Here is a 24,694-nt window from a genome sequence, read left to right on the forward strand (position 1 = left end):
GATTTGTTTTATTCCTCCAACCATTGTTTAATGAGCCAGCAGTAAAGAAAGAGGGCTCTATGGCTACCATCAAGGATGTCGCGAAAGAAGCGGGCGTTTCCGTCGCCACGACTTCACGGGTGATCAACAACGCACCACACACCAGTGAGACGGCAATCAAGGCCGTGAAAGCCGCAATGGCAAAACTCGGCTACCGGCCAAACGCCAACGCAAGGGCTCTTGTCAGTAAGTCGACCAACACCATCGGCGTTTTGGTCAATGATGTTTCCGCGCCCTTCTTCGGTACCATGGTCAAAGCCATCGATACCATTGCCAATCAGCATGAGAAACAACTACTTATCGGTAGCGGCTACCACGACGCCGTAAAAGAGCGCAACGCCATTAACCTGCTGATCAACAGTCGCTGTGAATCCTTAGTGATCCACAGTAAAGGATTGGACGATCAAGAGCTCATCGGCTTAGCCAACGAAATACCAGGGCTGGTCATTATTAACCGCATCGTACCGCAGATCGCCTCGCGCTGTATTGCGCTCGATAACCGCAAGGGCTCCTACCTTGCCACCGAATACCTTATTCGCCATGGTCATAAGCACATCGGTTACCTCTGCTCTAGCCATGACATTGAAGATGCCAGGGATCGTAAGGCCGGCTACCTTGAAGCACTGAAAGATCATGGTTTGGAAGCTAACGAGGAATACATTGAGTACGGTGAGCCGGATGAACTGGGCGGCGAGTATGCCATGACCAACCTGCTGTCCAAGAACCTCCCCGTAACAGCTGTGGCCACCTACAACGACTACATGGCGGCAGGCTGTTTGGCCGTACTGCACGAGAATAACTTGCGTATTCCGGAAGATATTTCGGTGATCGGTTTTGATGATGGCGATATTGCCCGTTATGTTCATCCAAAGCTGACGACGATCCGCTACCCTATCCAGGTTATGGCTGAGCAAGCAGCAAAATTATCACTGCAGCTTGCCAATGAAAAAAAAGATGCCACGCAAGCGAGGATGTACATGCCGACATTGGTGCGTCGTCTGTCCGTCGGGACCGCCCCTCTATAGCCCCATTGGCGGGGAGCCAATTCAGTATTGGTCTATATTGATACCCAGCTAACTTCAAGCTACTAGGGTATCCCCCCTTCACATTCCCTGCGATTCCCCCTAGAATTGCCAGCCAATTTTGATTTGGTATGTAGACATGAACCGCAAGAAAAAAGTCATTGAGACGCAAAAGGCAAAAATCAAAAAGAAAAACGCCAAGATGCACCGCAGCAACAAGCCTCGCTACATCTCTAAAGCCGAGCGAGCCAAGATGGAAGCCGAAGAAGCCCAGCAGGCCGAACAATCAGCACAGCAGAATCAAACCGTAGCGGTTGCTGAGAGCGAGAAGCCGACAGAGTAAGCCTTCAATAATAGAGGCTACCGCATCCATTCGCGATGAAGCTGCTCGCTATCCCCCAGATAATCGAGCAGCCAATCAATCGCGGGGTTTTGGCTCTCTTTATTCCACGCCAAACAACACGGGCTCACCGGCGGTTTCACCGCAAGTTCTTTCTCCACCAATTCGCCGCTTTCAATCAGTGGCAGGGCCTTATGCTCGGGCACCACGCAAATCCCAAGGCCCGACTTCAAACACGACATCGCACTGTGCCAGTTAGGCACCATAATCCGGCGCTGGTTGTCCATCAGCCAGGTTACCCGCTTCGGCAATACCCGCGAAGTATCTTCAAGACAGATGGCCGGATACTCGATAAGCTCCTCTGCCTCGAGTGGATATTCTGTTCCTGCCAGGGGGTGATCGGGACTGATCACAAAACGCCACTCCAGTACCCCCATATCACGGTAATCGAAGTGGCCGCTTACTGGCACCGCTGCCGTTGCACCAATGGCAATATCTGCCCGGCCATCCGACAGGGCATCCCATACCCCATTGAACACTTCCATCGTCAGGTGCAGCTCCATATCGGGAAATTGACGGTAGAAATCGCGTACCAAGGTATTTACCCGGCTCTCGCGCACCACCGTATCCAGCGCCACCGATACACTTTGCGACCAACCATTTGCGACCCGTTGGGTTTGCATTTTTAGTTGCTCCATTTGCTTAAGTAGCGCCCTGGCTTCTTCCACAAAGAACTCTCCGGCAGGGGTTAACTGGACTTGGCGGTGGAGCCTAACAAATAAATCGACAGCCAACCGCTCCTCGATCACCCTGACTGTATAGCTTATTGCACTCGGCACTTTGTGCAATTCTTCAGCAGCTGCGGAAAAACTTCCTCGCCGGGCAACAACATCTATCACTTGTAAATCATTATAAGAAAACATCGGGCTCTTCCTTTTCACCGCTACTAACCAGGCCTTAGCCCAGTTAATTCGGTTGTTTTTTACAGCAAAAACGCAACAGATTGCTGCTAATTGGCGCCATTCGGCCGATATTCAACCTTGCTCACTGCGCAAGACAAAAACGCGCGACTTAGGTGCAAAATTGTTCACATCAATTTTTTTGAAAGCAATGTTTAAATTTTACCGTTTCACACTATGAAAAACCATGTATAGACTTGCCGCAAAGTACAAAACAGTTAAATGAAATAAAGCTATGACAAATCAACCTTCAAAAATGACCATTCTATGGTTTGCATGTTTAAGTATGCTGGGCTTCTTGGCAACTGACATGTATCTCCCTGCTTTCGAAGTTATTCGAGAGGATTTTGATACATCACAATCACTTATTGGCCTGACATTAAGTATTTTCCTGTTGGGTATGGCACTCGGCCAGCTAATTTATGGCCCACTGTCTGATCGTATTGGTCGTATCAAAGTGCTAATGGGCGGTATGACGCTATTCAGTATCGCTTCGGTTTTCTGTGCCTTTGCACCAAATGTTGAGCTAATGCTAGTCGCTCGCTTTGCCCAGGCGCTAGGCGCATGTAGCGCAACGGTTATCTGGCAGGCTGTTGTGGTTGACCGCTACGAAGGCAAGGTCTCTGAGCGTGTTTTCGCGACCATTATGCCGTTGGTTGCCCTATCCCCAGCCCTGGCACCGCTGGCTGGCGCCATGCTTGAGCATCAGTTCGGCTGGCGCAGTATCTTTGTTGCTCTTGTTGGTTTTGGTGCCGTTTTGTCCATCATGACACTAAAAGAAACTGAAAGTGCCAATTTGGACAAAAAACAGGAAAAGGTCTCGGTGCAGTTACGCCGCGATTATGCCCAAATCCTTAGTTCAAAAAAATTCGTTGGTAATATGATTATCTTCGCTGCCTGTTCTGCTGCATTCTTTGCTTACCTAACCGGTTCACCATTCGTGATGGCCGCGATGGGATACTCTGGCGCAGATATCGGCCTGAGCTATGCACCTCAGACGGTCGCGTTTATTGTTGGTGGTTACGGCTGCCGTACTCTGCTCAACAAATATGACAGCCAGCAGTTGCTACCTTGGATCCTGAAGCTGTTCTTTGCCAGCGTAACGATCATGTTCATGATCTCACTGCAAACTGAGCCAACCACTATTTGGCCTATTCTGGCACCATTCTGCTTGCTGGCGGTGGCCAACGGTGCCATCTACCCGATCATCATCAGTAAAGCGTTGGAAGATTTCAAAAACTGTAGTGCCACTGCTGCCGGCCTGCTGAACTTCCTTCAGACAATGGTTTGCTTCGCCGCAAGCGGTCTGGTATCGGCCTTTGCCATGCACGGCCTGATGACGGTAACGACAGCGATGTTTATCACCGGCTTTGTTGCTCTATTCGGTTACGCTCTGGTTGTTAAAGCCCGCCGTGAGACAACGGAAATAGCTCAAACCGCATAATTCCCTGTCAGGCAAAAAGCATATCAAGGCCACTCACAAAGTGGCCTTTTTTACGCCTGAGTTCATGGCCAGTCCTTTCCCTTATGTCCAGCCCTGGAAATAAAACCCTTCAATATCCGAGGGGGTCAAATCGCTCCCGCCCCTGAAATGCTTAAATATCCCACACCGAGAGTGCGACTTTTTTTATCATTTTCACATCTGCCACTCCACCCACTAAATTACAGTGGTTTAAATGGATAAAAGGGCAGAAGTTAGAACAAAAATCAAACAAAAGTGTAACCTATGGAATTTTTTATACATTTTTCTTGCATAAGATCTCACTCTGGGTAATATAACCCTCAAGTGACGATTAATGCAGTAAGTCAGCATGAGTATTCAAGTAAAGAGTGTTAATAAATTCTATGGTGATACCCAGGTGCTTCATGATGTTGAATTCACCTGCGGTAAAGGGGATACCTTGGTATTGCTTGGCCCGAGTGGCGCTGGCAAAAGCTCTTTGCTAAGGGTGCTTAACTTGCTGGAAAATGCCACCAGCGGCCAGCTTCAGGTTGCCAACGAAGCCTATGACTTCTCCCAGTCTATCTGCGAAAGAGAAGCACTGAAACTGAGACGTAAAGTCGGCATGGTTTTTCAGCAGTACAACCTATGGCCCCACCTCACGGTGATCGAAAACCTTATCGAAGCACCGGTTAAAGTGGCCGGTATCTCCAAACAGCAAGCCACAGACGAAGCCATGGCCTTATTAACACGGTTACAGCTTGCCGACAAAGCCGATGCTTGGCCGCTGCAACTTTCTGGCGGCCAGCAGCAGCGAGTCGCGATTGCCCGCGCGCTGATGATGAAACCTGAAGTGCTGCTGTTTGACGAGCCCACTGCTGCACTCGACCCAGAAATTACCAACCAGGTTGTCAAAATCATTAATGACCTGAGCGAAACTGGCATTACCCAAGTTGTGGTGACCCACGAGGTAGACTTTGCCAAAAAAATCGCCAGCCACGTACTGTACCTTGAAAAAGGCCGCATGGTGGAACACGGCACCAAAGAGGCCTTCACAACCCCGACCACCCCGGAGTTTGCAGAATACCTCACGCACTGAGTTTCAGTGATATACGCACATTATATATATCAGCATCACTATCACGTGATGCTGCAGCTAACGACGCACGGAGTATCGCGATGAAAAAGATTGTATTGGCAACATTGATTGGTTTGGCTTCAGCTAACGCAGCCGCTCAGGAAGAAATTAAGTTTGCGATGGAAGCAACTTACGCCCCATTCGAATACGTTGACGAAAATAACGAAATTCAAGGCTTCGATGTTGACCTGGCAAACGCTCTGTGCAATGTGATTGAAGCTAAGTGTACTTTCCACAACCAACCGTTCGATAGCCTGATCCCTGCGCTGAAGTTCCGTCGTTACGATGCAGCTATCTCGGGTATTGATATTACTGAGCAGCGTCAGCAAGTGGTTAACTTCACCGACGCATACTACGACAACTCTGCTGCTTTTGTTGCACTTGATGGCAAAGTGGCCGATCAAACCGCGCTTAAAGGCAAGCGTGTTGGCGTACAGAACGGTTCAACCCACCAGAGCTACCTAACCGAGCAGCTTGACGGTGTTACCGCTGTACCGTATGCCAGCTACCAGGACGCATTCATCGACATGCAAAATGGCCGGATCGATTCGGTATTCGGTGATACTGCCGTGGTTGCCGAATGGTTCAAAAAGAACGACAACCTTGTGTACGTCGGTGAGCAGGTTACCAATGCCCAATACTTCGGTAACGGCTTTGGTATCGCCGTCAACAAAAGCAACCAAGAGCTACTGGACAAGCTGAACACAGCCCTGAAAACCGTTAAGGCGAACGGCCAGTACGACGAAATCTTCAACAAGTACTTCGGTGAATAAATTATGGCGTTATCAGGTTATGCTCTGACGCTACTTGAGGCTAGCTGGGTCACCATCCAGCTAAGCCTGGCCAGCGTCGCTGTTGGATTGGTCTTGGCTGTTCTATTTGCCAGTGGTGAAATGTCACGCTTTCGTGCCATTGCCTGGCCAACGACTACAATGGTCACGGTGCTTCGGGGCTTACCTGAAATATTGGTTGTACTGTTTATCTTCTTCGGTTCAACGCAAGTGCTGTTCTTGCTGACTGGAGATTTTATTGAGGTCAGCCCTTTTCTGTCAGGGGTCATCGCCCTGTCTCTTATCTTTGCCGCTTATGCCTCGCAAACGCTGCGAGGCGCCCTCAAGGCTGTGCCCAACGGTCAGAGGGAGGCAGCCAGTGCTCTGGGGATCAGCAAGTCACGGGCATTCTTCAAGATTGTTTTGCCGCAAGCCGTTCGCCATGCCCTACCCGGCCTGACCAACCAATGGCTGGTACTGCTTAAAGATACCGCTTTAGTCTCCTTGATTGGGGTGACCGATTTGCTCAAGCAGGCTCAGTTGACCGCTGCGGCTACCCACGAAAGCTTTACCTGGTATGCCTGTGCTGCGGCTGTCTACTTAGTTATTACTTTGGTCACCCAGCAAGTAGTAAAACAGCTCGACAAAAAATACAGCCTCCAGGATGGCCAAACAGTATCGAAAAAATCATCAGTCAAAAAGTCAGCCAAAACTAACGCATTAGAAGGAGCAAACGCATGAATGAACAGCACGTTTGGCAACTGCTCGAAGGCTTGATAGTCAGCCTTGAACTGACCGCGGTATCCCTGCTGGTTGGTTGTACTCTTGCGTTATTGATGACATTGACGCTGGTTCTAAAGACACCGGGACTCCATTGGCTTAGCCGGGGTATCATCACCCTATTTACCGGTACACCGCTCCTAGTACAGATTTTTTTGATTTACTACGGTCCTGGTCAATTCGAGTGGGTACGCGAGAGTATTCTCTGGCACTGGCTGAGCCAACCTTGGTTCTGTGCCATGCTGGCACTGGCGCTAAATACCGCGGCATACAGCACCCAGTTGTTCAAAGGCGCCTTCAATGCCATCCCTCGGGGCCAATGGCAGGCGTGTAAAGCCTTGGGCATGGATACCAAAGCCACATTGGGTGTATTGCTACCATATGCGATCCGCCGGGCAGTTCCAGCCTACTCCAATGAAGTAATTTTGGTTTTCAAAGGCACCTCTCTCGCCAGCACCATCACCATTATGGATATCATGGGCTATGCACAACGAATCAACGCCCAAACCTATGATACGCTCATGGTCTTCAGTATCGCTGGTGCCTTCTACTTGATGGTAAATGGCATTCTTACCCTGCTTTTCCGTCAGGTCGAGAAAAAAGCCCTCGCGTTCGAGATGGCCAGATAAAAAAGCCCCTCAACTCATCACAACGTCATATTTGAAAAGCTGGTAAACGCCAGCTTTTTTATTATGCAAAACCAACATCTGTAATAAATCATTTCTAATTAAACTCGCAGTGAAACAGTTTTTATATGTATTTTTTAGCCACAAAACCAACTATTAATTGTGTACAGAGTTACCCTTCGGCTTACATAGTTAATATTTATACAGATCCAGATCACACTTTTTATCGTTCGTTTTATCACCAATCATCTAAAAATCACCTTTATTTCGCTATACCTCGATCACCAACGCAACCAAAAACAAACCATTTTAACAAAAAGCAAACACAACACCCCGTTAATAAATTTTCATAACTACCCATAAATAGTTATATAAAATCTCATCTCATTCATCTTTCCGTTACAGATCAAAAAAGAATTAACTAGGTAAAACGAATAGCTTTTGTCCGATTGAAACACCCCAAAAATATACCTTAAGATCCCTTTAAAACATTTGTTAACACTTTTCCTTTTAGCTCAATTAACAAAGTAGAACGGGTAGAACTATGACTAATGGAATCAGCACAGTTGCTAAGGATGAAAAGCAACGTGAGTGGCGTGCTTTCTTTTTCATCACGGTATTTCTCTTTCCCATCCTTAGTGTTGCCGCCGTTGCTGGCTACGGTTTTTTCGTTTGGATGATGCAAATCTTCTTCTTGGGGCCTCCCGGCCATATGGGATAAAGCCAACATAACAACAATCAAATAACCACACACTGAGTACACAACATGAAAGCATTTCTCATTAAAGCTTGGCAGACCTTCTCTCGGCCAAGTGTTCATATCAGCCTTGGGGTTTTAACCCTCGGTGGCTTTATCGCAGGAGTTATTTTCTGGGGTGGTTTCAACACTGCGTTGGAAGCGACCAATACCGAAGAGTTCTGTATTGGCTGTCACACAATGGAAAATAACGTTTACCAAGAACTACAAGAAACCGTGCACTGGAAAAACACCTCGGGTGTTCGTGCCACCTGCCCTGACTGTCATGTCCCGCACAATTGGACTGACAAGATCGCCCGGAAAATGCAAGCCAGCAAAGAAGTGTTCGCCCAAGTATTCGGTGACTTAGACACCAAAGAAAAATTCGAAGAACGCCGTGTAGCACTGGCCCAGCATGAATGGGATCGCTTCTCAGCCAACAAGTCGTTGGAATGCAAAAACTGCCATGACTACGACAGCATGGATTTCGACAACATGCGCCCAACTGCCCGTATCCAGATGAAACAAGCGGCTGAGCGTGATCAAAGCTGCGTGGATTGCCACAAAGGCATTGCCCACAACCTGCCGAAAAACATGGACAGCTCCGGTGGCATGATCGGTGAGCTTGAGCAGTTGGCATCGAACACCAAGTTCGAAACAGGACAAGAATATGTAAGCGTGCGCCACCTGCCGCTATACGAAGAAAAAGAGTTGACCACGGAAGCTGGTCTGCTAAACCCTGCATCATCAGTCAAAGTCATCGGCCAAACGGCAGATGCGATTGAAGTGGAAGTATCCGGTTGGCGCAAAGACAAAGGCTTTGGTCGTGTTATCCAGGAAGATTTCGGCATGAACATCGCCGTGGCTTCACTGCTTAAAGAGTCAGCAACCAACGATCAGGTTGTCGAGAAATTCGAGCGCAAAGAAGATGACCTAACCGGCCTTCCTTGGCAGCGTGTTACCGCCAAAGTGTGGATGAAGAAAGAAGCGCTGATGGCCGATGTCCGGCCTATCTGGGAAAAAGCAAAGCAGTCTTACAACACCAACTGCTCTGTGTGTCACACCCAACCGGATGAAGCACACTTTGATGCCAACACTTGGCCAGGCATGTTCAACGGCATGATGGCATTCGTTAACTTCGATACCGACAGCAAAGCCTTGGTGCTGAAGTACCTACAGAAACACTCATCTGATTTTGCAGATGGCCACCACTAAGCGATTGATGGAGTAATTGAATATGTCTGTAAGCAGAAGACGTTTCCTACAGGGTATGGTAGCCACTAGCGCCGCATCAGTGATTGGTCCAAGCCTGTTGGGTATGAACAAAGCCATGGCGGCTGAAACCGTAGGAACCTGGAAGGTATCAGGCTCTCACTGGGGCGCATTCCGCGCCCACATCTACGGTGGCAAGCTACAAGAAATCAAACCGCTGGAGCTGGATAAGCACCCAACCGAGATGCTCAACGGCATCAAGGGAATTCTTTACAGCCCGTCACGTGTGCGCTACCCGATGGTTCGCCTCGACTGGCTGAAGAAGCATAAATACAGTGCAGCGACCCGTGGTAACAACCGCTTTGTCCGCGTAACCTGGGATGAAGCCATCGATCTGTTCTACCGCGAACTGGAACGCATTCAGAAAGATTACGGTCCATGGGCCCTGCACGCCGGCCAAACGGGTTGGCGTCAAACCGGCCAGTTCCACAGCTGTGGTAACCACATGCAGCGCGTTGTCGGCATGCACGGTAACTACATCAAGAAAGTCGGTGACTACTCGACGGGTGCAGGTCAAACCATCTTGCCATACGTACTAGGCTCCACCGAAGTTTATGCGCAGGGTACTTCTTGGTCTGAAATCTTGGAGAACAGTGACAACATTGTACTTTGGGCCAATGATCCGGTGAAAAACCTTCAGGTTGGCTGGAACTGTGAAACCCATGAATCCTTCGCGTACCTGGAGCAGCTGAAAGAGAAAGTCGCCAAAGGCGAAATCAATGTGCTTTCCGTTGACCCGGTGAAAAACAAGACCCAGCGCTACCTGAACAACGACCACCTCTACATCAACCCGCAAACCGATGTGGCGTTTATGCTAGGTGTTGCGCACACGCTCTACACCGAAGAGCTGTATGACAAAGCCTTCATCAAGACTTACTGCCTGGGCTTCGATGACTTCATCCAGTATGTGATGGGTGAAACCAAAGACAAGATCGAGAAAGATCCGGAATGGGCTGCCGAGATCTGTGGTGTATCCGCCGATAAGATCCGCGAGTTTGCCCGCATGCTGGTTAACGGCCGTACCCAGATGCTGTTTGGCTGGTGTATCCAGCGTCAGGAACACGGTGAGCAGCCATACTGGATGGGGGCGGTTATTGCAGCAATGGTGGGACAAATTGGCCTGCCAGGCGGTGGTATTTCTTACGGTCACCACTACAGCTCGATCGGCGTACCATCGACAGGCTTCGCTGCACCGGGTGGTTTCCCGCGTAACCCAGATGAAGGCCAGAAGCCTAAGTGGGATAACAACGATTTCAACGGCTACAGCAGCACTATTCCGGTAGCCCGCTGGATTGACTGTCTACTCGAGCCAGGCAAGCAGATCCGCTACAACGGTTCTAAAGTGACCCTGCCTGATTACAAGATGATGGTGATCAGTGGCTGTAACCCTTGGCACCACCACCAGGATCGCAACAAGATGAAGAAAGCCTTCAAGGCACTTCAAACCGTTGTCACCATTGACTTTGCCTGGACAGCCAGCTGTCGCTTCTCGGATATCGTGCTACCGGCTTGTACCCAGTGGGAACGTAACGATATCGATGTTTATGGCTCATACAGTGGCCGTGGCCTAATTGCGATGCAGAAGCTGGTTGACCCACTGTTCCAGTCAAAAACAGACTTCGAAATCATGACGGAAGTTGCGCGTCGTTTCGGTCGCCACAAAGAATACACCCGTGGTATGGATGAGATGGAATGGGTTCGCCAGCTTTACAGCGAATGCCGTGATGCCAACAAGGCAAAATTCGACATGCCAGAGTTCGATGAGTTCTGGGCCCAGGGTTATTTCGACGCCGGTACAGGTAAGCCTTGGGTTCGCCATGCCGATTTCCGTGAGGATCCAGAGATCAACCCATTGGGTACGCCATCGGGCTTTATCGAAATCACCAGCCGTAAGATTGATCGCTTTGGTTACGAGCACTGTCAGGGCCACCCAATGTGGTTCGAGAAGAGCGAGCGTTCACACGGTGGTCCGGGCTCAGACAAACACCCTTACTGGCTGCAGTCTTGTCACCCAGACAAACGCTTACACTCGCAAATGTGTGAATCGGAAGAGTTCCGTGCCACCTACGCGGTACAGGGCCGTGAGCCAATCTACATCAACCCGCAAGATGCCGCTGCCAAGGGCATCCAAAACGGCGACTTGGTCCGCGTTTACAACGACCGTGGTCAACTGCTAGCCGGTGCTGTACTGACAGACAGCTACGCACCGGGCGTGGTTCGTATCGAAGAAGGGGCATGGTATGGTCCTCTGAACGAGAAAGAAGGCGCGATGGATACCTATGGCGATCCAAATACCCTGACTCAGGATATTCCGTCTTCTGAACTGGCTCAGGCAACCAGTGCCAACACCTGTCTGGTTGAGTTCGAGAAGTTCACCGGTAGCGTTCCGCCGGTAACGTCATTCGGCGGGCCGATTGAAGTAAGTTAATTCTCGCTGGTAGAAAATAATAGCCCTGAACCTGATGCTGTTTGCCTAGTTCAGGGCTTTTGTTCAGTCAGGATAAAAGTCATCGGCTAGGATCTAAGCGGCAAAACGAGAGAGAATTATCTGGTGCCCGCTGACATTCGATATCAACCCACTGGCCATTGAACTGCTCTAGTGAATTGTCTGTGGCAGAATACCCCCACATAATACCGTTCTCAACCAACCCTTCTAGGCTGATTTCATTGTCTTTCCTCTCAGGCCTAACCCGTTTCACATAATTACCGTTATTGGCTTTACCGTCGAGTTCCACCCACTGGCCGTTGACATTAGATAGGCTGATACCATCGTCATACTCTGTATTCACATCAACGATGAAGACAATGCCATTGATACTCAATGTCACACCGTCATAGCTCGCCTCACCCTCAACATTGAACTCCAAATTATCCGATACACTCACCTGATCTTGGAAATCAACCCGAGTAGCAAAAAGCTTGTTCTCCAGTTCAATCAAATCCACTTCGACAATTGCACCAATTTCCAGATTTGACCGCGTCCCGTCATCAAAGGATGTATTGCCATTGGTATGAACTCGGACGTTCCCACCAATATCAAAGCTAGTGAGATCTGGGCTTACCCAAGTGATGATCCCTTCAAGCTCAGTATTGCGCACATCATCGTTATCCCGGATATCAATGAGTGAGGCGACAAACTGACTTCCGTTAAACTGGCCGTAAACCTCAACCCATAGTCCATCAGCCAATGTTCGGCTGTCTTCGATAACTGCATTAGAGTAATCGACCTGAACAGTGGCTATCGTAAACACACTTTGCGAAGGATCGAGCCCAGATATTGCTCCTTCAATTTCCGCCGTTGTTTGAGGGTCAACCACGGTAACAACTGTCACTTTCCAGCTATCATCAGGTTCGACCAAGCCGTAAAGCATCACCCAGTCGCCAATATTAAAGCCGGTACCTGGGTATTCGTAGCTAAGGCCATTTATCGATAGGCTACTATCCGAAACCGCGGTTACCTGCCCAGTCGCTGCAGGTTGCAGATAAACTTGCTGGGCTTGGCTATTCTGATATTCCACTTCAACCTGCATTCCTTGCTTTAGTTCATCAAAACTATAGCTACTGTCATCATAACTAATCGTTGCCTGTGAACCGTCAAGTTGATGCTGGTTGATCGTGAAGGACTCGTCTGGATACGAAACTGAATCTACTGTACCTATTGTTCGTGCTAACGGTGAGCTTTGGACAATATCACTGCCACCATCAGAGGAACTTGAGTCACCCCCACACCCTGTGACTCCTAGGGATAATCCAATTGCTAAAGGAAGCAAGTTAAGACTTCTCATAAAGTAACCTGTGACCAAGTTATTTCCTTGGAGATAACTCCTCAGTTTGAACTTATAGCCTTTCTGTAAGCATTGATATATTTATATTTCGCTTAGGCGTGTTGGTTTAAAGTATATGCTCCCCCACTGAAAAGCCTGACTCGTTACTGATACTCTCAATCAAGTACACTGCAGTAAGGGACGATAGTTGGACAACCAACAGCAAAACGCTAATTATGGTAACGGTTACACCAGTCTTTACCGTTGATTTTATTGACCATAATAAATATAGCTTATCTTTTTACTGCATTGATATTGCACCCGTTACACTGTCGGTGTTTAATAGTCGCCAAGCTTAATTCGAACTAGGATGTGTAGCCATGGCTACGATTAAGGATGTGGCCAAGCTGGCCGGTGTTTCCGTTGCGACGGTATCACGCGTTATCAATAAATCTCCCAAAGCCAGTCAAGCCTCAATTGCATCAGTAACACAAGCGATGAAAGAGCTGGGCTACCGCCCCAATGCCAATGCCAGGGCCTTGGTCAGCCAATCAACCAATACTATCGGTGTGGTGGTCGGCGATGTATCTGATCCTTTTTTCGGTTCGATGCTAAAAGCCATCGACCAGATCGCACGACAAAATGGTAAACAAATCCTGATCGGCAATGGTTATCACAATGCCACCACCGAAAGAGAGGCCATCGAACTGCTCATCAACAGTCGCTGTGAGTCATTGATCATTCACAGTAAAGGGTTGAGTAACCAAGAGCTGATTGATTTCGCCAAAGAAGTTCCGGGCATGGTGGTCATTAACCGCTTTATTCCGGAAATTGCCCATCGCTGTATCGCACTTGATAACCACAAGGGCTCCTACCTGGCAACAGAGTACCTGATCAAAAATGGCCACCAGCATATCGGCTATGTGTGCTCGAACCACGACATCGAAGATACCGAGCAGCGCCTTGCTGGATACCTAGATGCACTGCGCGCCTATAACTTGCCGGCCGATGACAACTACATCGAATACAGCTCCCCGGATGAAGCCGGTGGTGAGCATGCGATGATGAACCTGCTATCAAAAAACCTACCGATCACAGCTATTGCCGCCTATAACGACAACATGGCCGCAGGCTGTTTATCGGTGTTGGAAGAAAATGGGATTACCCCGCCGCAAGATATCTCTCTGATCGGTTTCGATGATGGTATCATCGCCAAGTATTTGAGCCCGAAACTGACCACGGTGCGCTACCCGATCAACATCATGGCGGAGCAAGCAGCAAACCTTTCGCTCGCTCTCGCCAAAGGTGATGAGAACAAGACATGTACCCGGATGTTTGTCCCTACCCTAGTACGTCGCTTGTCCGTCGCTCAAAAATAAAAAGCAATAAGAGGAATGTATGCTTAATCTTGAAAAACAGTTGGCCTTTATCAACGAACTGGATCGCCTGAAAGCGGTATACCGCAAAACCATGGTCAAGCCTGATAACAACCGCCAGGAAAACAGTGCAGAGCATAGCTGGCACATTGCGCTTATGGCTCAAGTGCTGAAAGACTACATTGAAGAGCCAGTTGATGTGAATCGTGCCATCATGATGCTGCTCATTCATGACATTGTCGAGATCGATGCCGGTGACACTTTTGCTTTTGCCGAACAACACGAGCTAGACGGCCAGGAAGAAAAAGAAATCGAAGCCGCCAATCGCCTGTTCGGTTTATTGCCTGACGAACAGTTCGCTGAAATGAAATCGTTGTGGATGGAGTTTGAGCAGGCTGAAACCGCAGATGCCCGCTTTGCCAAAGCCATGGACCGTATTTTGCCGCTGATCCAGAACATGTCCAATGAGGGTGGCAGCTGGGTTAAGCACACCGTGAGCAAGCAACAGGTGCTTAAGCGTAACGAGTACCTGGAAAAAGTCACGCCGAAACTTTGGCAATATGCCTGTGAGCAAATTGATTTAGCTGTTGAGAAGGGCTGGTTAACCAACAACTAATACCGGCATCATAAAGGCTTGATCACAAAGGCCGTGCAGATTAGAGCAATCTTCACGGCCTTTTGTTGACTAGGTCACTGACACATTGTTCGCTGCCATGACTAATGAGAAATTCCTTTTCTCTACATTCCATACTGTGGTGCGTTACTTATCTTTGTTAATCAGCGCCGTTTTGTAAGCAAGGTTACCTTCTTGGTCCATTGCCCTGAACTTCACACTACCTGAGCGATTGGAAGCAACAGTCACGTAAACCCTACCATGTTCATCGGTGGTGAAAGTACCAGTACCTGGAACATTGGTTGTAATTTGCACATTGCTAGCGGGTGCTCCGTTTTCGCTGACTTTTACCCATGCGCCTTCGTTTTGCGGAGTAACATCAAGGTTTAAATCGGCCATCACTGGTGAGCTTAGTAATACAGTCGCAGCAATCATAGTACCTGTAAGCTTAAGCATATCTCTTCTCCATTAATATTTTCGTTTGGGCTCGGAGTTAAATTTAGCTAGAGCATCAAGATAAAGAAACATTAAGAATTAAACATGTCGTTCGAATAATTCGAACATGATTTTTGACCCTGACATTGGTTTACGTTTATACGCAAACCTTTTACCATCAAGATAATAAACCAACCCCAGCTAAACATTCAGAGAAAAACATCATAAATTTCCACATTTATACAATAACTATTTTTCAATAACTCTATATCTCTACCCTACATGATTAAGCTATAGAGCATAAGGCATAACAAAGTTATATAAGTCGTTCAAATTCTCAAAACTGATACAGATAAACGGTAAATTACCGTAAAACACCGTCAATTGAACAATATAGAATTAGCGGCATGTAAAGATAATTTACCCAGATTATGTTGAGAAACCGTATCAAAAGTCATAATTCAAACTGACCGTACTGTAGATCTCATCATTAATTTGATCAGAGGCAAGCATGGCCTGGTGTAGTAAGTGTACACGTCACCTTTTTGCTGCCATTCCTTGTCGTCGTAGGCTAGAACGGCCCCTAAACTCACCGTGAATGAAATGGTGGTGGTTCGCGAGAAAATGAAGCCCAATTTAGCATTAACGGTCTGCCGGATGGTTAACACCATCATTTGTCACCACATCACCCAACTCAAATGGGTTGACACCTTCCAGGCACCCTATGTTGTAACCGTATTCTTCCGGCTTTGAACGTCTTTGGTGATGGGTATAAATACCACACTCAGAGCAGAAGTAGTGCTTGGAGGTATGAGTGTTGAATTGGTACAGCTTAAGGACATTCTGCCCTTTAATGATTCGAATACCATCAAGTTTGACCGAGCCCACTATCGCCCCTTTACGACGGCAAATGGAACAGTCGCAACGCCGGGGGTTTTCGATGCCGTTGGGTAAGCTCAGCTCTAATTCGACGGCGCCGCAATGGCAGGTTGCCCGATGCTTGGATTGAATTACTGTTTCACCGACACTTTTAATCATCTTCTTTCCTTGAACAAAATACCCGTCATAAGCATTAGTCAATGACTAGGCTGCCGTCGTCATTGAACTCCCAGCAATCACCATAAGCCACTTCCCATAGGTACCCATCAGGATCGGAAAAATAGCCGCTATAGCCCCCCCAAAACACATCTTGGGCCTGCTTTTCAATTTTACCGCCGGCTTTTTCCGCCAAAATTAGTACAGCATCGACCTCTTGTTTCGAACGGGTATTATGGGCCAAGGTCACGCCAGAAAATCCTGTTTTCTCCACTTTGAAGTCAGGCGATACATCCTCAGCCAGTGCTTGTAATGGATATAGCGCCAAACACACACCGCCCGTCTTGAAAAAGATAATACCGTCTTCTGGTTTTCTCGAAGACGGGAAGCCGAGTTTACTGTAAAACGCAAATGAGGCATCAAGATCTTGAACGCCTAAAGTAATGATGCTGATCCGTGGTTCCATGATAATTCCTTTTATCCCTTGTCCACTTCATCTTAGCGTGTTCTTCAAGTCGGGTCACTCCAAAGCAAAAAGGCCACAAAGTGGCCTTTTGGTTCCTACTTCCAGAAGCGGTTATTGTTGCACTTCCACCTCTTTCAATTCAGGCTCAGCGTTATAAAACTCACCTCGCTGAATTTTCGCCCTCACTTTCGCGTGCTCTTCTTCAGTAAAGGTATAGCGCGACATAATGAAAATACGGATCACCGCCCCCAATGCCGGCAGCAAAGAGACACAGAAGAACAATCCACTCAATGCTGATGCTGATTGTTCTGCATTAGGGACATAGCCAATCATGGTTAGAATAATACCGGTCAGGCCACCGGCTACCGCTACTGATAACTTGCCGGTGAATGTTTGGCCCGAGAAAGTAATTGCAGCGCAGCGCTTACCTGTACGGTAGTAAGAGTACTCCACAGTATCGGCGATCATTGCCGAGATCAGCGGGTTCGTCATCATGAAAATAGCCGTGATCACCGAAAGCCAGATCATTACCGTTGTTGGGTTGTCATACCCTGTAAAGTAAAAACCAACACGGGCCACAACCTCTAATGCACACAGCACGATGAAAATATCACGCTTACGGAACCGCTTGGTCAGCATTGGGGTGGCTAAGCAAGCTATCGCACTGACCAAGGTGATTGTACCGATGACCGATACCAGCGAGGCATCACCCATGTTGTAGGTAAAGAAGAAAATATACATGCCGTTCACGATGTTGAAGAACACATTCATGAAGAAAGCAGCAAGGATGAAGAACAATGGCTTATTCTGACGTACCGCTTGGAAAGTCTCTTTTAACGTCACCTGACCGTCAGAGGCGGTTTCGATACGCTCACGGGTGTTGAAGAAACCGTTGAGCATAAATGCAAGGCCGATCAGCATGAGGATAATCACCGCTGGTAGGTAGCCTTGATCCGCCCGCCCCTCAGCGAACATCGCCGACAGCTTCGGGAAGAAAATCATCGTGGCACCGATACCGGCATTCACGCCAAGCATCGCGCACGTTGCCGCTTTTGCACGCTCCTGCGGCTCATCGGTCATTACCGAAGACATTGACCAAAAAGGGACATCGGAAATGGTGTAGAGCGTACCCCATAAAATATATGTCACACCTGCATACAACACCTTGGTCGATGTATCGGCATCCATGTTATAGAAAGAAGCGATAGTTACCAGAACAATCAAGAAAGGAGTGAACAGCATATAAGGGCGGAATTTGCCAAAACGGGAATTCAAGGTGTCCATATAGCCCGCAATAATCGGGTCATTCACCGCGTCCCAAACCCGGGCAATGAGGAAAATCATACTCGCCGCAATGGGGGAAATACCCAAAATATCGGTATAAAAATAGAGAATAAACGAGCCGACAAGGCCAAAGCTAAAGCATTGACCTACCCCATAGCCGAAATAGGACATGAGCTCTTTGGGTTGCAATTTATTTTGTAGGGTTTTCATCTTCACGTCTCACACTGTGCTTATCATTGTAGTCAGGTGCAAGTAAGCCAGACCAAAAGTGGTTACTGGCTCACTTTGTGTCTGGTTAATTGGTCATTGCCAGTTTCTGAATCAAGTCAACTTCTGACTGGTCGTAAGGCGTCCCATCTTCATGGAGCAGATCGTGGAACCAGCGGGATTGATAGTTAATGTCAGCACGCTTGATTTCCGGCCACGGCAAGTGGGTCTGCGTTTTTCCTTTTACTAGCCCCCATTGATAGCAGCCAATCTGCTTTTCATGAAAAACCGGTAGCTGCTCATGAAGATTGGAGTCGGCATGACGGGCAAGCCATTCGGTGCACATCATCGGCCTGTCATAGGCCGAAACAATCTCAACCGCTTTACCAAACAGATCCAACGGTAAATAAGCGTGGAAGGTAATGATGTCAGACAATTCCATCGCTCTGCGGTCAGTTGGATGCTCATACATAGGTAAACTGCGGTCTAGAATGCTGGGTGCATGCCAGGCACCAACAGTCAATGGCTGAACCGGATCGCAATCACGCGCCCACTCAAACGCTTTCTCCATCAGCTGGTGGCTGCATGCTTCCATCTCTTCATCAAAAGCCAGCTCACCTTCGAGGGTGAATATCATCCGATTGGTCGGTTCGTTGTAGAGATCCCAGATAGTAATTCGGCTGTCTGACTGATACGTAGAGACGATATCGCGCACATAGGCCTCAACCCGGCCCCACTGACCTGGGTCCATAACGATATTTCGTCCGGGACTGGCCGCAGCCTGGCTGTTATGCAGATCGGGCACGGGCACTTTTTGCTGGCCAAGGTAGGGATGGTCGCCAGAAAAACCGCAGTCATCCATCAGCGTCATCATCACTTTAATATTCAAGCGTTGACATACACTTAGAAAAGCATCAAGACGCTGATGCAGGCCATCGCGATCGGCTTGCCAAACAATGAAAGGTAAATTGGTACGCAGAGTGTTATAACCGGCTTCTACCGACCAAACGAGTTCCTGTTCAATCACCTCAAGGTCAAAGCTTTCGGCTTGCCACATTTCCGTCCAGTTCACCGCGGTACGCGGCAAATAGTTAAAACCTCGAAGCCAACCTTGCCCCTTGTGCCATTGCCACGCTTTTTCATTAGACCACTGTTTAATCATCTCAACCTCAAAATAATGATTAGCTAATATATTAGCTAATGTATTAACTAGGTTGAATTGATCAATATTCCACTTAGTTTGCTGCTCATGAGATCACATTTCTTGTGATTTTCATGTATCAAAACGTGATCTAACACACTTTCCAGATGAAAGAACCCAGCTTGATTTGCTAATATATTTGCTAATTTATCAGCTAATGAAATTGCATCATCAATGAGTATCAAAAAGCGGATCACCATGAGAGATATCGCCTCGGCTGCCGGGGTGTCTCAACCAACTGTCTCACTGGTTCTCAACGGCTCACAGTCAATAAAACTGGCAGAAGCAACCAAGAAGAAAGTATTGGATGCCGCACAAAAGTTGGGGTATGAACATAAGCGCGCGTCGCATTCAAAAGGACGGCCGAAGAAAATCGCTTTAGTGATCAACGGGCTAAATCACTACGATCCCTTTATTGAAGCCGTTAACGCTGCCCGTGAAGCCGCCTGGCAGCAGGATCGGGTATTGGTGACATTTGATTACAGCAACGACAAGCTATTAGCTGCCCAGATCCAGAATGAAATCGAACAAGGGGAATACGATGGGCTGATATACGCCTCTAGTATGACTCGGGCCCTGTCGCCCAACATCAGTATTGATGCACCGACAGTTCTGTTGAACTGTTACTGTAAAGATCACTCCGATCTGCCGAGTATTCTTCCGGCTGACAAGCTCGGTGCTTACAAAGTAACGGAGCACCTGCTGGCACAGGGTTACCATCGTATCGGCATGATTTGCGGTGAAAAATGGATGGATGCAAGCACCGATCGACTTAATGGCTACCGCCAGGCATTGATCAATAACGATATCATTCCCGATGAGGCCCTGGTCAAGGAAGGAAACTGGTCCTTAAAAGAAGCGCATCAACAAACGCTGGCCTTGCTCGACCTGCCCAACCCGCCCGAGGCTATCTTTATCGGCAGCGATTACATGGCTATAGGCTGCTATCAGGCAATTGCTGAGCGCGGCTTGTCGATACCCGGGGATATCGCCCTGGTCAGCTTTGACAACCAACAAGTCGCGAGTGAATTCACGCCGGGCTTAACTTCTGTCGAGCTGCCTTATTCCGACATGGGACGCCAATCGGTAGAAACCCTTATCGAGCTGGTCAACAAGCAGCCCTTGATGTCTCCGACCATCAAGGTTGAAGGTGATGTCATCGTCCGGGAATCGTCTGTCAGACAATAGCGAATATGCTTGTGTTCGATATCATGGTGGCACGCTGATGTGCTAAGACAACGGCATTTTGCCCCTCATGGTTAACCTTGTCCTAGAGGGGTTATGGTGTGCTTCCATTCGGATCTCAGCACCCCATATTTTACTGAATCATAATATTCGCCGTTATAATAACGGACCTTACGTAGACAGGCTTCTTGCGTAAATCCGAGCTTTTGCGCACAGGTCATCATCCGCGGGTTACCCGACCACGTTGTTAACCCTACCCGCTCAATTTCTTTGGTGGCAAATAAGTGGCTTACCCAGGGTATCAGGGCAAGATACCCTATCCCCTGCCCCCAGTAATTTGAATCATAAATCACGACCCCGACTTCCAGCCAGCGCGTTGATTCGCACTCCCAATAATAACTGACCGAACCAACAGGGACTTCCCCTTTAGTTATCAGTTGCATACTTTCGCCTTCATACATGCGCGCAAAGAGATTAGCCTTAAACTCGGCTACGGTGGGAGTCTTATAGGGGAAATAGGGACCGTTAAACTGGGTCCAGGCCTCATCTTTGGTCACCAGTAGAAACAGTTGCTCCAACTCGTCTAACTGGGCTGGTCTAAGGCTAATAGGGTTGAGAGACAAGTAATATCCTCCGTGGCATCATCGGCGAAGTATGGCTCTGCCTAAAGCACTACACGCAATAAGACACACTATCACCTACGATAAGTGAAAAACAACAAAGCCGTGTCTAATTTTCAAGCAAATAATGTTTGCATTGCTAGACTAAAAGGTAGTTAACATTAATTGAATTAATTACTTACCTTTTATGGGGACATGGAGGAAACCATGAATGCTCTATCCATTAAGCAACGCCTGATATTGCTTATTCTGATCGCAGTATCTTCCCTTCTGTTGGCCACCTCACTTGCTGTCTTTGACAAGAGAGACAGCATGCTGAACGAACGCAAAAATCAAATTCAGATCCTGGTCGAAACCGCGGAAACATTAGTGTCAAGTCTCCATCAGCAAGCCCGCCAAGGCCAGATTTCGAACGATGAGGCACAGCAAAGGGCAATATCCGCTCTCGATGCAATGCGCTATGGTGACAATGGCTACTTTATGGTGTACGACATGACAAACACCATGGTGCACCACCCCATCAATCCAACGTTAAACGGAAAAAATCTTTCTAAGCTTGAAGATATCAACGGGGTATTGATCGTCAAAGAGCAAGTCGTTGCAGCCCAGAACGGAGGGGGGTTTGTTTCTTACCATTGGAAAAAAGCCAGCCAGGATGAAACACCCTACCCGAAAATCGCCTATTCACTGGCATTTGAGCCTTGGGGGTGGGTTCTCAACACCGGACTCTACACCGATGACGTCGATACCATTTTCTACCAAGATATCCGGAACTTGATGTCGCTGGTCGCCCTGTTAACATTAGTGCTCATAGTTGTTTCGCTATATATCACCAAAACGATCACTTCTCCCCTTGCCCACTTGCAGTCGACTTTGCAACAATCCGGAACCAACCTCGATCTTACCCTGCGCCTAGCGGTCGAGGGCAAAAATGAGATTTCTGCGGTCGGCTTGGCTTTTAACACACTCATGGCAACTTTCGAAAATACATTACAGGCTATTCATACTGGTGCGCAGCAGCTAGAAGGACAAGCAACAAAGCTAGAAAAACTGTCTAGCCATATTGTGGGGGCATCAAACCAACAGTCCGATGACACCAACTCTATTGCCGCCCTGGTTGAAGAATTTTCTCAAAGCATTCACACCATTTCCCATGATGCCGACACAATGAAATCCCTATCCAATGAGAGTGGCGAGAAAGCTAATGAGGGAGCATCGTCGATGCGTGCTGCAATAGGACATTTGAATGACATGTCGGAAAAATCACGCCGTTCGAGCCAGACGATTTCCGCTCTGGATCAGCATTCTAAGCAGATTGAAGGCATTGTCAGTGTCATCAATGATGTTGCCGAGCAGACCAACCTCCTGGCACTCAATGCTGCGATTGAAGCTGCCCGTGCCGGCGAGCAAGGCCGCGGATTTGCGGTTGTTGCCGACGAAGTAAGAAACCTTGCGGTCCGCACTTCCGATTCAACCAAGCAGATTGCCTCAACCATTCAAGAATTACGTTCTGGTATTGAAACCACTGTTGTCCATATTGAAGACAGCGTTTCTGCGGTAAGCGACAACTTATCACAGACAATAGAAGCAGAAACCCAAGTCTGTGAAATGCACCAGATGTCACAAACACTAAACACCTTAATTGAAGAAATATCATGTTCGCTTCACGAACAATCAATCGCCAACCAAGAGCTGGCAGAGAGAATCCAGCAGATAGCCGAAATGGCCACTAACAACCATCAATCAGCCAGCGATGTCCAAGGTACAGCCAAAGAAGTCTGCATCCTGGTGTCGTCATTCCATCAGTCCATCGGTAAATTCAAGGTTGCTCTTCAATAAACTGAAAGCAAAAAACGAGAAGCCCTAAACGGCGGGCTTCTCGTCTATTCCACCAGCTACTATCCGTCACGTCATCATTTCTCAAACGAGCCAGTTTAGACCGTATCCTTAACGAGACGGGATAACATCAGACAATCTCTGTTAGGACGGCCTTTTTACGCTTGGTCGGCTTTACGCTACTGGCTGCTTGTGGCTTACGCCACGTACCATCCTTTTGGCGACGGTGGAAATGGGCAGGTAATTTATCGTCTGGTTGGGTCCAAGGCGATTCTCTCAACGCTTGCTGCATATCCTTATACCCGCAGTCACGCCGTAGCCGAATCGAGCGACGAGAAAACTCAGTATCGCTAAGCGGGATATGCCCTTGCAATGGGTCAAAGGTTATATGGACAATGTCTATCTTCTTCCCTGCCGTCAGGGCTGTCACATCCGGCACCTGGGCACTAGATATTAGCTCGGGGGCAGCCCGTTTAAGGTGATCGAGGTTGCGCTTGGCAACCAGTGCTTCAAGGTGCTCGCAAGTACGGCTCGCATACTGGATTTCCTTCTCACGCCACAGCACTTCAGGCATAGTTTGCGGTAGTTCGCCCTTTGCATTCCACAGATCAACCATGAAAATCAGTAGATCTTCATCTTCCGCTAGCTCGAGAATACCGTTCAAAGGCGTATTGGATACCACCCCGCCGTCCCAATAATGATCCTCCCCAATCTTGGTTGCGGGGAATCCCGGTGGCAATGATCCACTCGCCACGGCATGTGCGGGCTCGATGGTGTCCGAATAGCTATCGAAAAACACCAACTCACCATCGGTCACTCTTGTCGCCCCAACCGTCAGTCTTACCTCATTGCCGTTGATCAAGCCGAAGTCTGATAACTCGGCCAGGGTGTCAAACAGCGGAGCTGTATTGTAGAAGCTTGTGGCACCGTCACCGGGAGGGGCGACCCATGGGTTAACCAGTCTCGGGTAGAAGAAGTTAGGCTGACCAAATGCTAATGCCGTATTGGCACTGACGGTATTGAAGGCCAATGAAAATTCAGTGGGAATGGTTACATCTGTTCCCGGCCAAGAAATCATCTCCCAAAACCTTTCAAGCTGCTCAAGCCGAGCTTCCGGTTTATTACCAGCCAAAATCGTAGAATTAAGCGCGCCGATAGAGATACCTGCAAACCAGTCCGGTGTGTAACCGGCTTCCTCCAAAGCCTGATAGGCCCCGATATGATAAGCCCCTAGTGCCCCGCCACCTTGTAGCACCAAGCACACCTTGGGCTTTCTGCCAATACTTGTTGTCTTCGCCATGCTCTATTTCCTTGAGTTAATAAACACTTACACAAATCGCTTGGATATGTTTTCTATAGACCAAGAAAATAGGCACAGCCATTAAGGTTTTTAGTCAAACAACAACAACGGAAAAGGCGTCACAGTTTGTCAGCTCGGAGTTTCACCAATCAACACACCGATGAGTCATTGCCCATAAATGAAATGGCTTTAATCGACAGGGCAAGAAAAAGGGGGCATGGGTAGGCAAATGCTAAGCCATTTCTGGAA

The 24,694-nt window shown here is 48.2% G+C and carries 23 protein-coding genes; 14 read left to right on the forward strand and 9 right to left on the reverse strand.

Translation table 11 applies throughout. The features are described 5' to 3' along the window. Nucleotides 1–59 precede the first annotated feature (59 nt). Both PTW35_RS10715 and PTW35_RS10720 read left to right on the forward strand, forming a co-directional pair. Complete coding sequence (locus PTW35_RS10715; protein ID WP_044623574.1) at nt 60–1,064, forward strand: substrate-binding domain-containing protein; 1,005 nt, start codon at nt 60–62, stop codon at nt 1,062–1,064. Nucleotides 1,065–1,200: 136 nt separating this feature from the next. After that, nucleotides 1,201–1,404 carry a DUF2986 domain-containing protein gene (locus PTW35_RS10720; protein WP_281024978.1) on the forward strand — a complete coding sequence of 68 codons (204 nt, stop codon included), beginning with the start codon at nt 1,201–1,203 and terminating at the stop codon, nt 1,402–1,404. A gap of 17 nt (nt 1,405–1,421) precedes the next feature. Here PTW35_RS10720 and punR read toward each other — a convergent pair whose 3' ends face one another. After that, on the reverse strand, nt 1,422–2,324 hold the full coding sequence (punR, locus tag PTW35_RS10725) for a DNA-binding transcriptional activator PunR (protein ID WP_044623576.1): 903 nt from the start codon (nt 2,322–2,324) through the stop codon (nt 1,422–1,424). Nucleotides 2,325–2,595: 271 nt separating this feature from the next. On the opposite strand from punR, the gene punC reads away from it, so the two are divergent. The 8 genes from punC to torA all read left to right on the forward strand — a co-directional run bounded on the left by punC (nt 2,596) and on the right by torA (nt 11,551). Next, the gene (punC, locus tag PTW35_RS10730) at nt 2,596–3,804 is read left to right on the forward strand and encodes a purine nucleoside transporter PunC (protein ID WP_044623577.1); all 1,209 of its coding nucleotides are present in this window, start codon (nt 2,596–2,598) and stop codon (nt 3,802–3,804) included. 367 nt (nt 3,805–4,171) lie between these two features. Then, the gene (gene artP / locus PTW35_RS10735) at nt 4,172–4,900 is read left to right on the forward strand and encodes an arginine ABC transporter ATP-binding protein ArtP (RefSeq protein WP_281024979.1); all 729 of its coding nucleotides are present in this window, start codon (nt 4,172–4,174) and stop codon (nt 4,898–4,900) included. Nucleotides 4,901–4,980: 80 nt separating this feature from the next. Then, nucleotides 4,981–5,712 (forward strand): lysine/arginine/ornithine ABC transporter substrate-binding protein, encoded by a 732-nt coding sequence (locus tag PTW35_RS10740; RefSeq protein ID WP_281024980.1) that lies wholly within the window; start codon nt 4,981–4,983, stop codon nt 5,710–5,712. Between the two features lie 3 nt (nt 5,713–5,715). Beyond that, the gene (artQ, locus tag PTW35_RS10745; RefSeq protein WP_044623580.1) at nt 5,716–6,450 is read left to right on the forward strand and encodes an arginine ABC transporter permease ArtQ; all 735 of its coding nucleotides are present in this window, start codon (nt 5,716–5,718) and stop codon (nt 6,448–6,450) included. Continuing rightward, nucleotides 6,447–7,118, forward strand: coding sequence for an arginine ABC transporter permease ArtM (artM, locus tag PTW35_RS10750; RefSeq protein WP_044623581.1), 672 nt, complete (start codon nt 6,447–6,449; stop codon nt 7,116–7,118). The genes artQ and artM overlap by 4 nt, the downstream gene beginning before the upstream one ends. A 541-nt stretch (nt 7,119–7,659) precedes the next feature. Then, nucleotides 7,660–7,836: a trimethylamine N-oxide reductase system protein TorE gene (torE, locus tag PTW35_RS10755; protein ID WP_281024981.1), complete on the forward strand. Its 177-nt coding sequence runs from the start codon at nt 7,660–7,662 to the stop codon at nt 7,834–7,836. A gap of 45 nt (nt 7,837–7,881) precedes the next feature. Then, entirely contained in the window at nt 7,882–9,066 is a 1,185-nt protein-coding gene (gene torC / locus PTW35_RS10760; protein ID WP_281024982.1) for a pentaheme c-type cytochrome TorC, read from the forward strand. A 22-nt stretch (nt 9,067–9,088) separates the two neighbouring features. Next, complete coding sequence (torA, locus tag PTW35_RS10765) at nt 9,089–11,551, forward strand: trimethylamine-N-oxide reductase TorA (RefSeq protein ID WP_281024983.1); 2,463 nt, start codon at nt 9,089–9,091, stop codon at nt 11,549–11,551. A gap of 79 nt (nt 11,552–11,630) precedes the next feature. Here torA and PTW35_RS10770 read toward each other — a convergent pair whose 3' ends face one another. Further along, nucleotides 11,631–12,908 carry a DUF5666 domain-containing protein gene (locus tag PTW35_RS10770; RefSeq protein ID WP_281024984.1) on the reverse strand — a complete coding sequence of 426 codons (1,278 nt, stop codon included), beginning with the start codon at nt 12,906–12,908 and terminating at the stop codon, nt 11,631–11,633. Nucleotides 12,909–13,267: 359 nt separating this feature from the next. Here PTW35_RS10770 and PTW35_RS10775 point away from each other — a divergent pair, with 359 nt between their 5' ends. Beyond that, nucleotides 13,268–14,266, forward strand: a complete 999-nt coding sequence (locus tag PTW35_RS10775; RefSeq protein ID WP_281024985.1) for a substrate-binding domain-containing protein — start codon at nt 13,268–13,270, stop codon at nt 14,264–14,266. 19 nt (nt 14,267–14,285) lie between these two features. Further along, nucleotides 14,286–14,879 (forward strand): HD domain-containing protein, encoded by a 594-nt coding sequence (locus PTW35_RS10780; RefSeq protein ID WP_039461595.1) that lies wholly within the window; start codon nt 14,286–14,288, stop codon nt 14,877–14,879. Nucleotides 14,880–15,023: 144 nt separating this feature from the next. Here PTW35_RS10780 and PTW35_RS10785 read toward each other — a convergent pair whose 3' ends face one another. The 5 genes from PTW35_RS10785 to PTW35_RS10805 all read right to left on the reverse strand — a co-directional run bounded on the left by PTW35_RS10785 (nt 15,024) and on the right by PTW35_RS10805 (nt 19,462). Then, entirely contained in the window at nt 15,024–15,332 is a 309-nt protein-coding gene (locus tag PTW35_RS10785) for a hypothetical protein (RefSeq protein ID WP_044623586.1), read from the reverse strand. A 621-nt stretch (nt 15,333–15,953) separates the two neighbouring features. Next, entirely contained in the window at nt 15,954–16,349 is a 396-nt protein-coding gene (locus PTW35_RS10790; RefSeq protein ID WP_281024986.1) for a GFA family protein, read from the reverse strand. Between the two features lie 34 nt (nt 16,350–16,383). Beyond that, nucleotides 16,384–16,812 carry a VOC family protein gene (locus PTW35_RS10795; RefSeq protein ID WP_281024987.1) on the reverse strand — a complete coding sequence of 143 codons (429 nt, stop codon included), beginning with the start codon at nt 16,810–16,812 and terminating at the stop codon, nt 16,384–16,386. 111 nt (nt 16,813–16,923) lie between these two features. Beyond that, nucleotides 16,924–18,306: an MFS transporter gene (locus PTW35_RS10800; protein WP_281024988.1), complete on the reverse strand. Its 1,383-nt coding sequence runs from the start codon at nt 18,304–18,306 to the stop codon at nt 16,924–16,926. Nucleotides 18,307–18,391: 85 nt separating this feature from the next. Then, nucleotides 18,392–19,462, reverse strand: coding sequence for a cellulase family glycosylhydrolase (locus tag PTW35_RS10805; RefSeq protein ID WP_281027487.1), 1,071 nt, complete (start codon nt 19,460–19,462; stop codon nt 18,392–18,394). A gap of 216 nt (nt 19,463–19,678) precedes the next feature. Here PTW35_RS10805 and PTW35_RS10810 point away from each other — a divergent pair, with 216 nt between their 5' ends. After that, nucleotides 19,679–20,692 carry a LacI family DNA-binding transcriptional regulator gene (locus PTW35_RS10810; RefSeq protein ID WP_281024989.1) on the forward strand — a complete coding sequence of 338 codons (1,014 nt, stop codon included), beginning with the start codon at nt 19,679–19,681 and terminating at the stop codon, nt 20,690–20,692. Nucleotides 20,693–20,763: 71 nt separating this feature from the next. Here the strand turns inward: PTW35_RS10810 and PTW35_RS10815 are convergent, their stop codons facing one another. After that, a complete protein-coding gene (locus PTW35_RS10815) occupies nt 20,764–21,312 on the reverse strand; it encodes a GNAT family protein (RefSeq protein ID WP_281024990.1) in 549 nt (182 codons plus the stop codon). Nucleotides 21,313–21,516: 204 nt separating this feature from the next. Between PTW35_RS10815 and PTW35_RS10820 the strand changes: the two genes are divergently transcribed. Then, nucleotides 21,517–23,148, forward strand: a complete 1,632-nt coding sequence (locus PTW35_RS10820; protein ID WP_281024991.1) for a methyl-accepting chemotaxis protein — start codon at nt 21,517–21,519, stop codon at nt 23,146–23,148. Between the two features lie 127 nt (nt 23,149–23,275). Here PTW35_RS10820 and PTW35_RS10825 read toward each other — a convergent pair whose 3' ends face one another. Further along, nucleotides 23,276–24,445 (reverse strand): patatin-like phospholipase family protein, encoded by a 1,170-nt coding sequence (locus tag PTW35_RS10825; RefSeq protein ID WP_281024992.1) that lies wholly within the window; start codon nt 24,443–24,445, stop codon nt 23,276–23,278. Nucleotides 24,446–24,694 lie beyond the last annotated feature (249 nt).

Source organism: Photobacterium sp. DA100 (assembly GCF_029223585.1).
In the GTDB taxonomy this organism is placed as follows: domain Bacteria; phylum Pseudomonadota; class Gammaproteobacteria; order Enterobacterales; family Vibrionaceae; genus Photobacterium.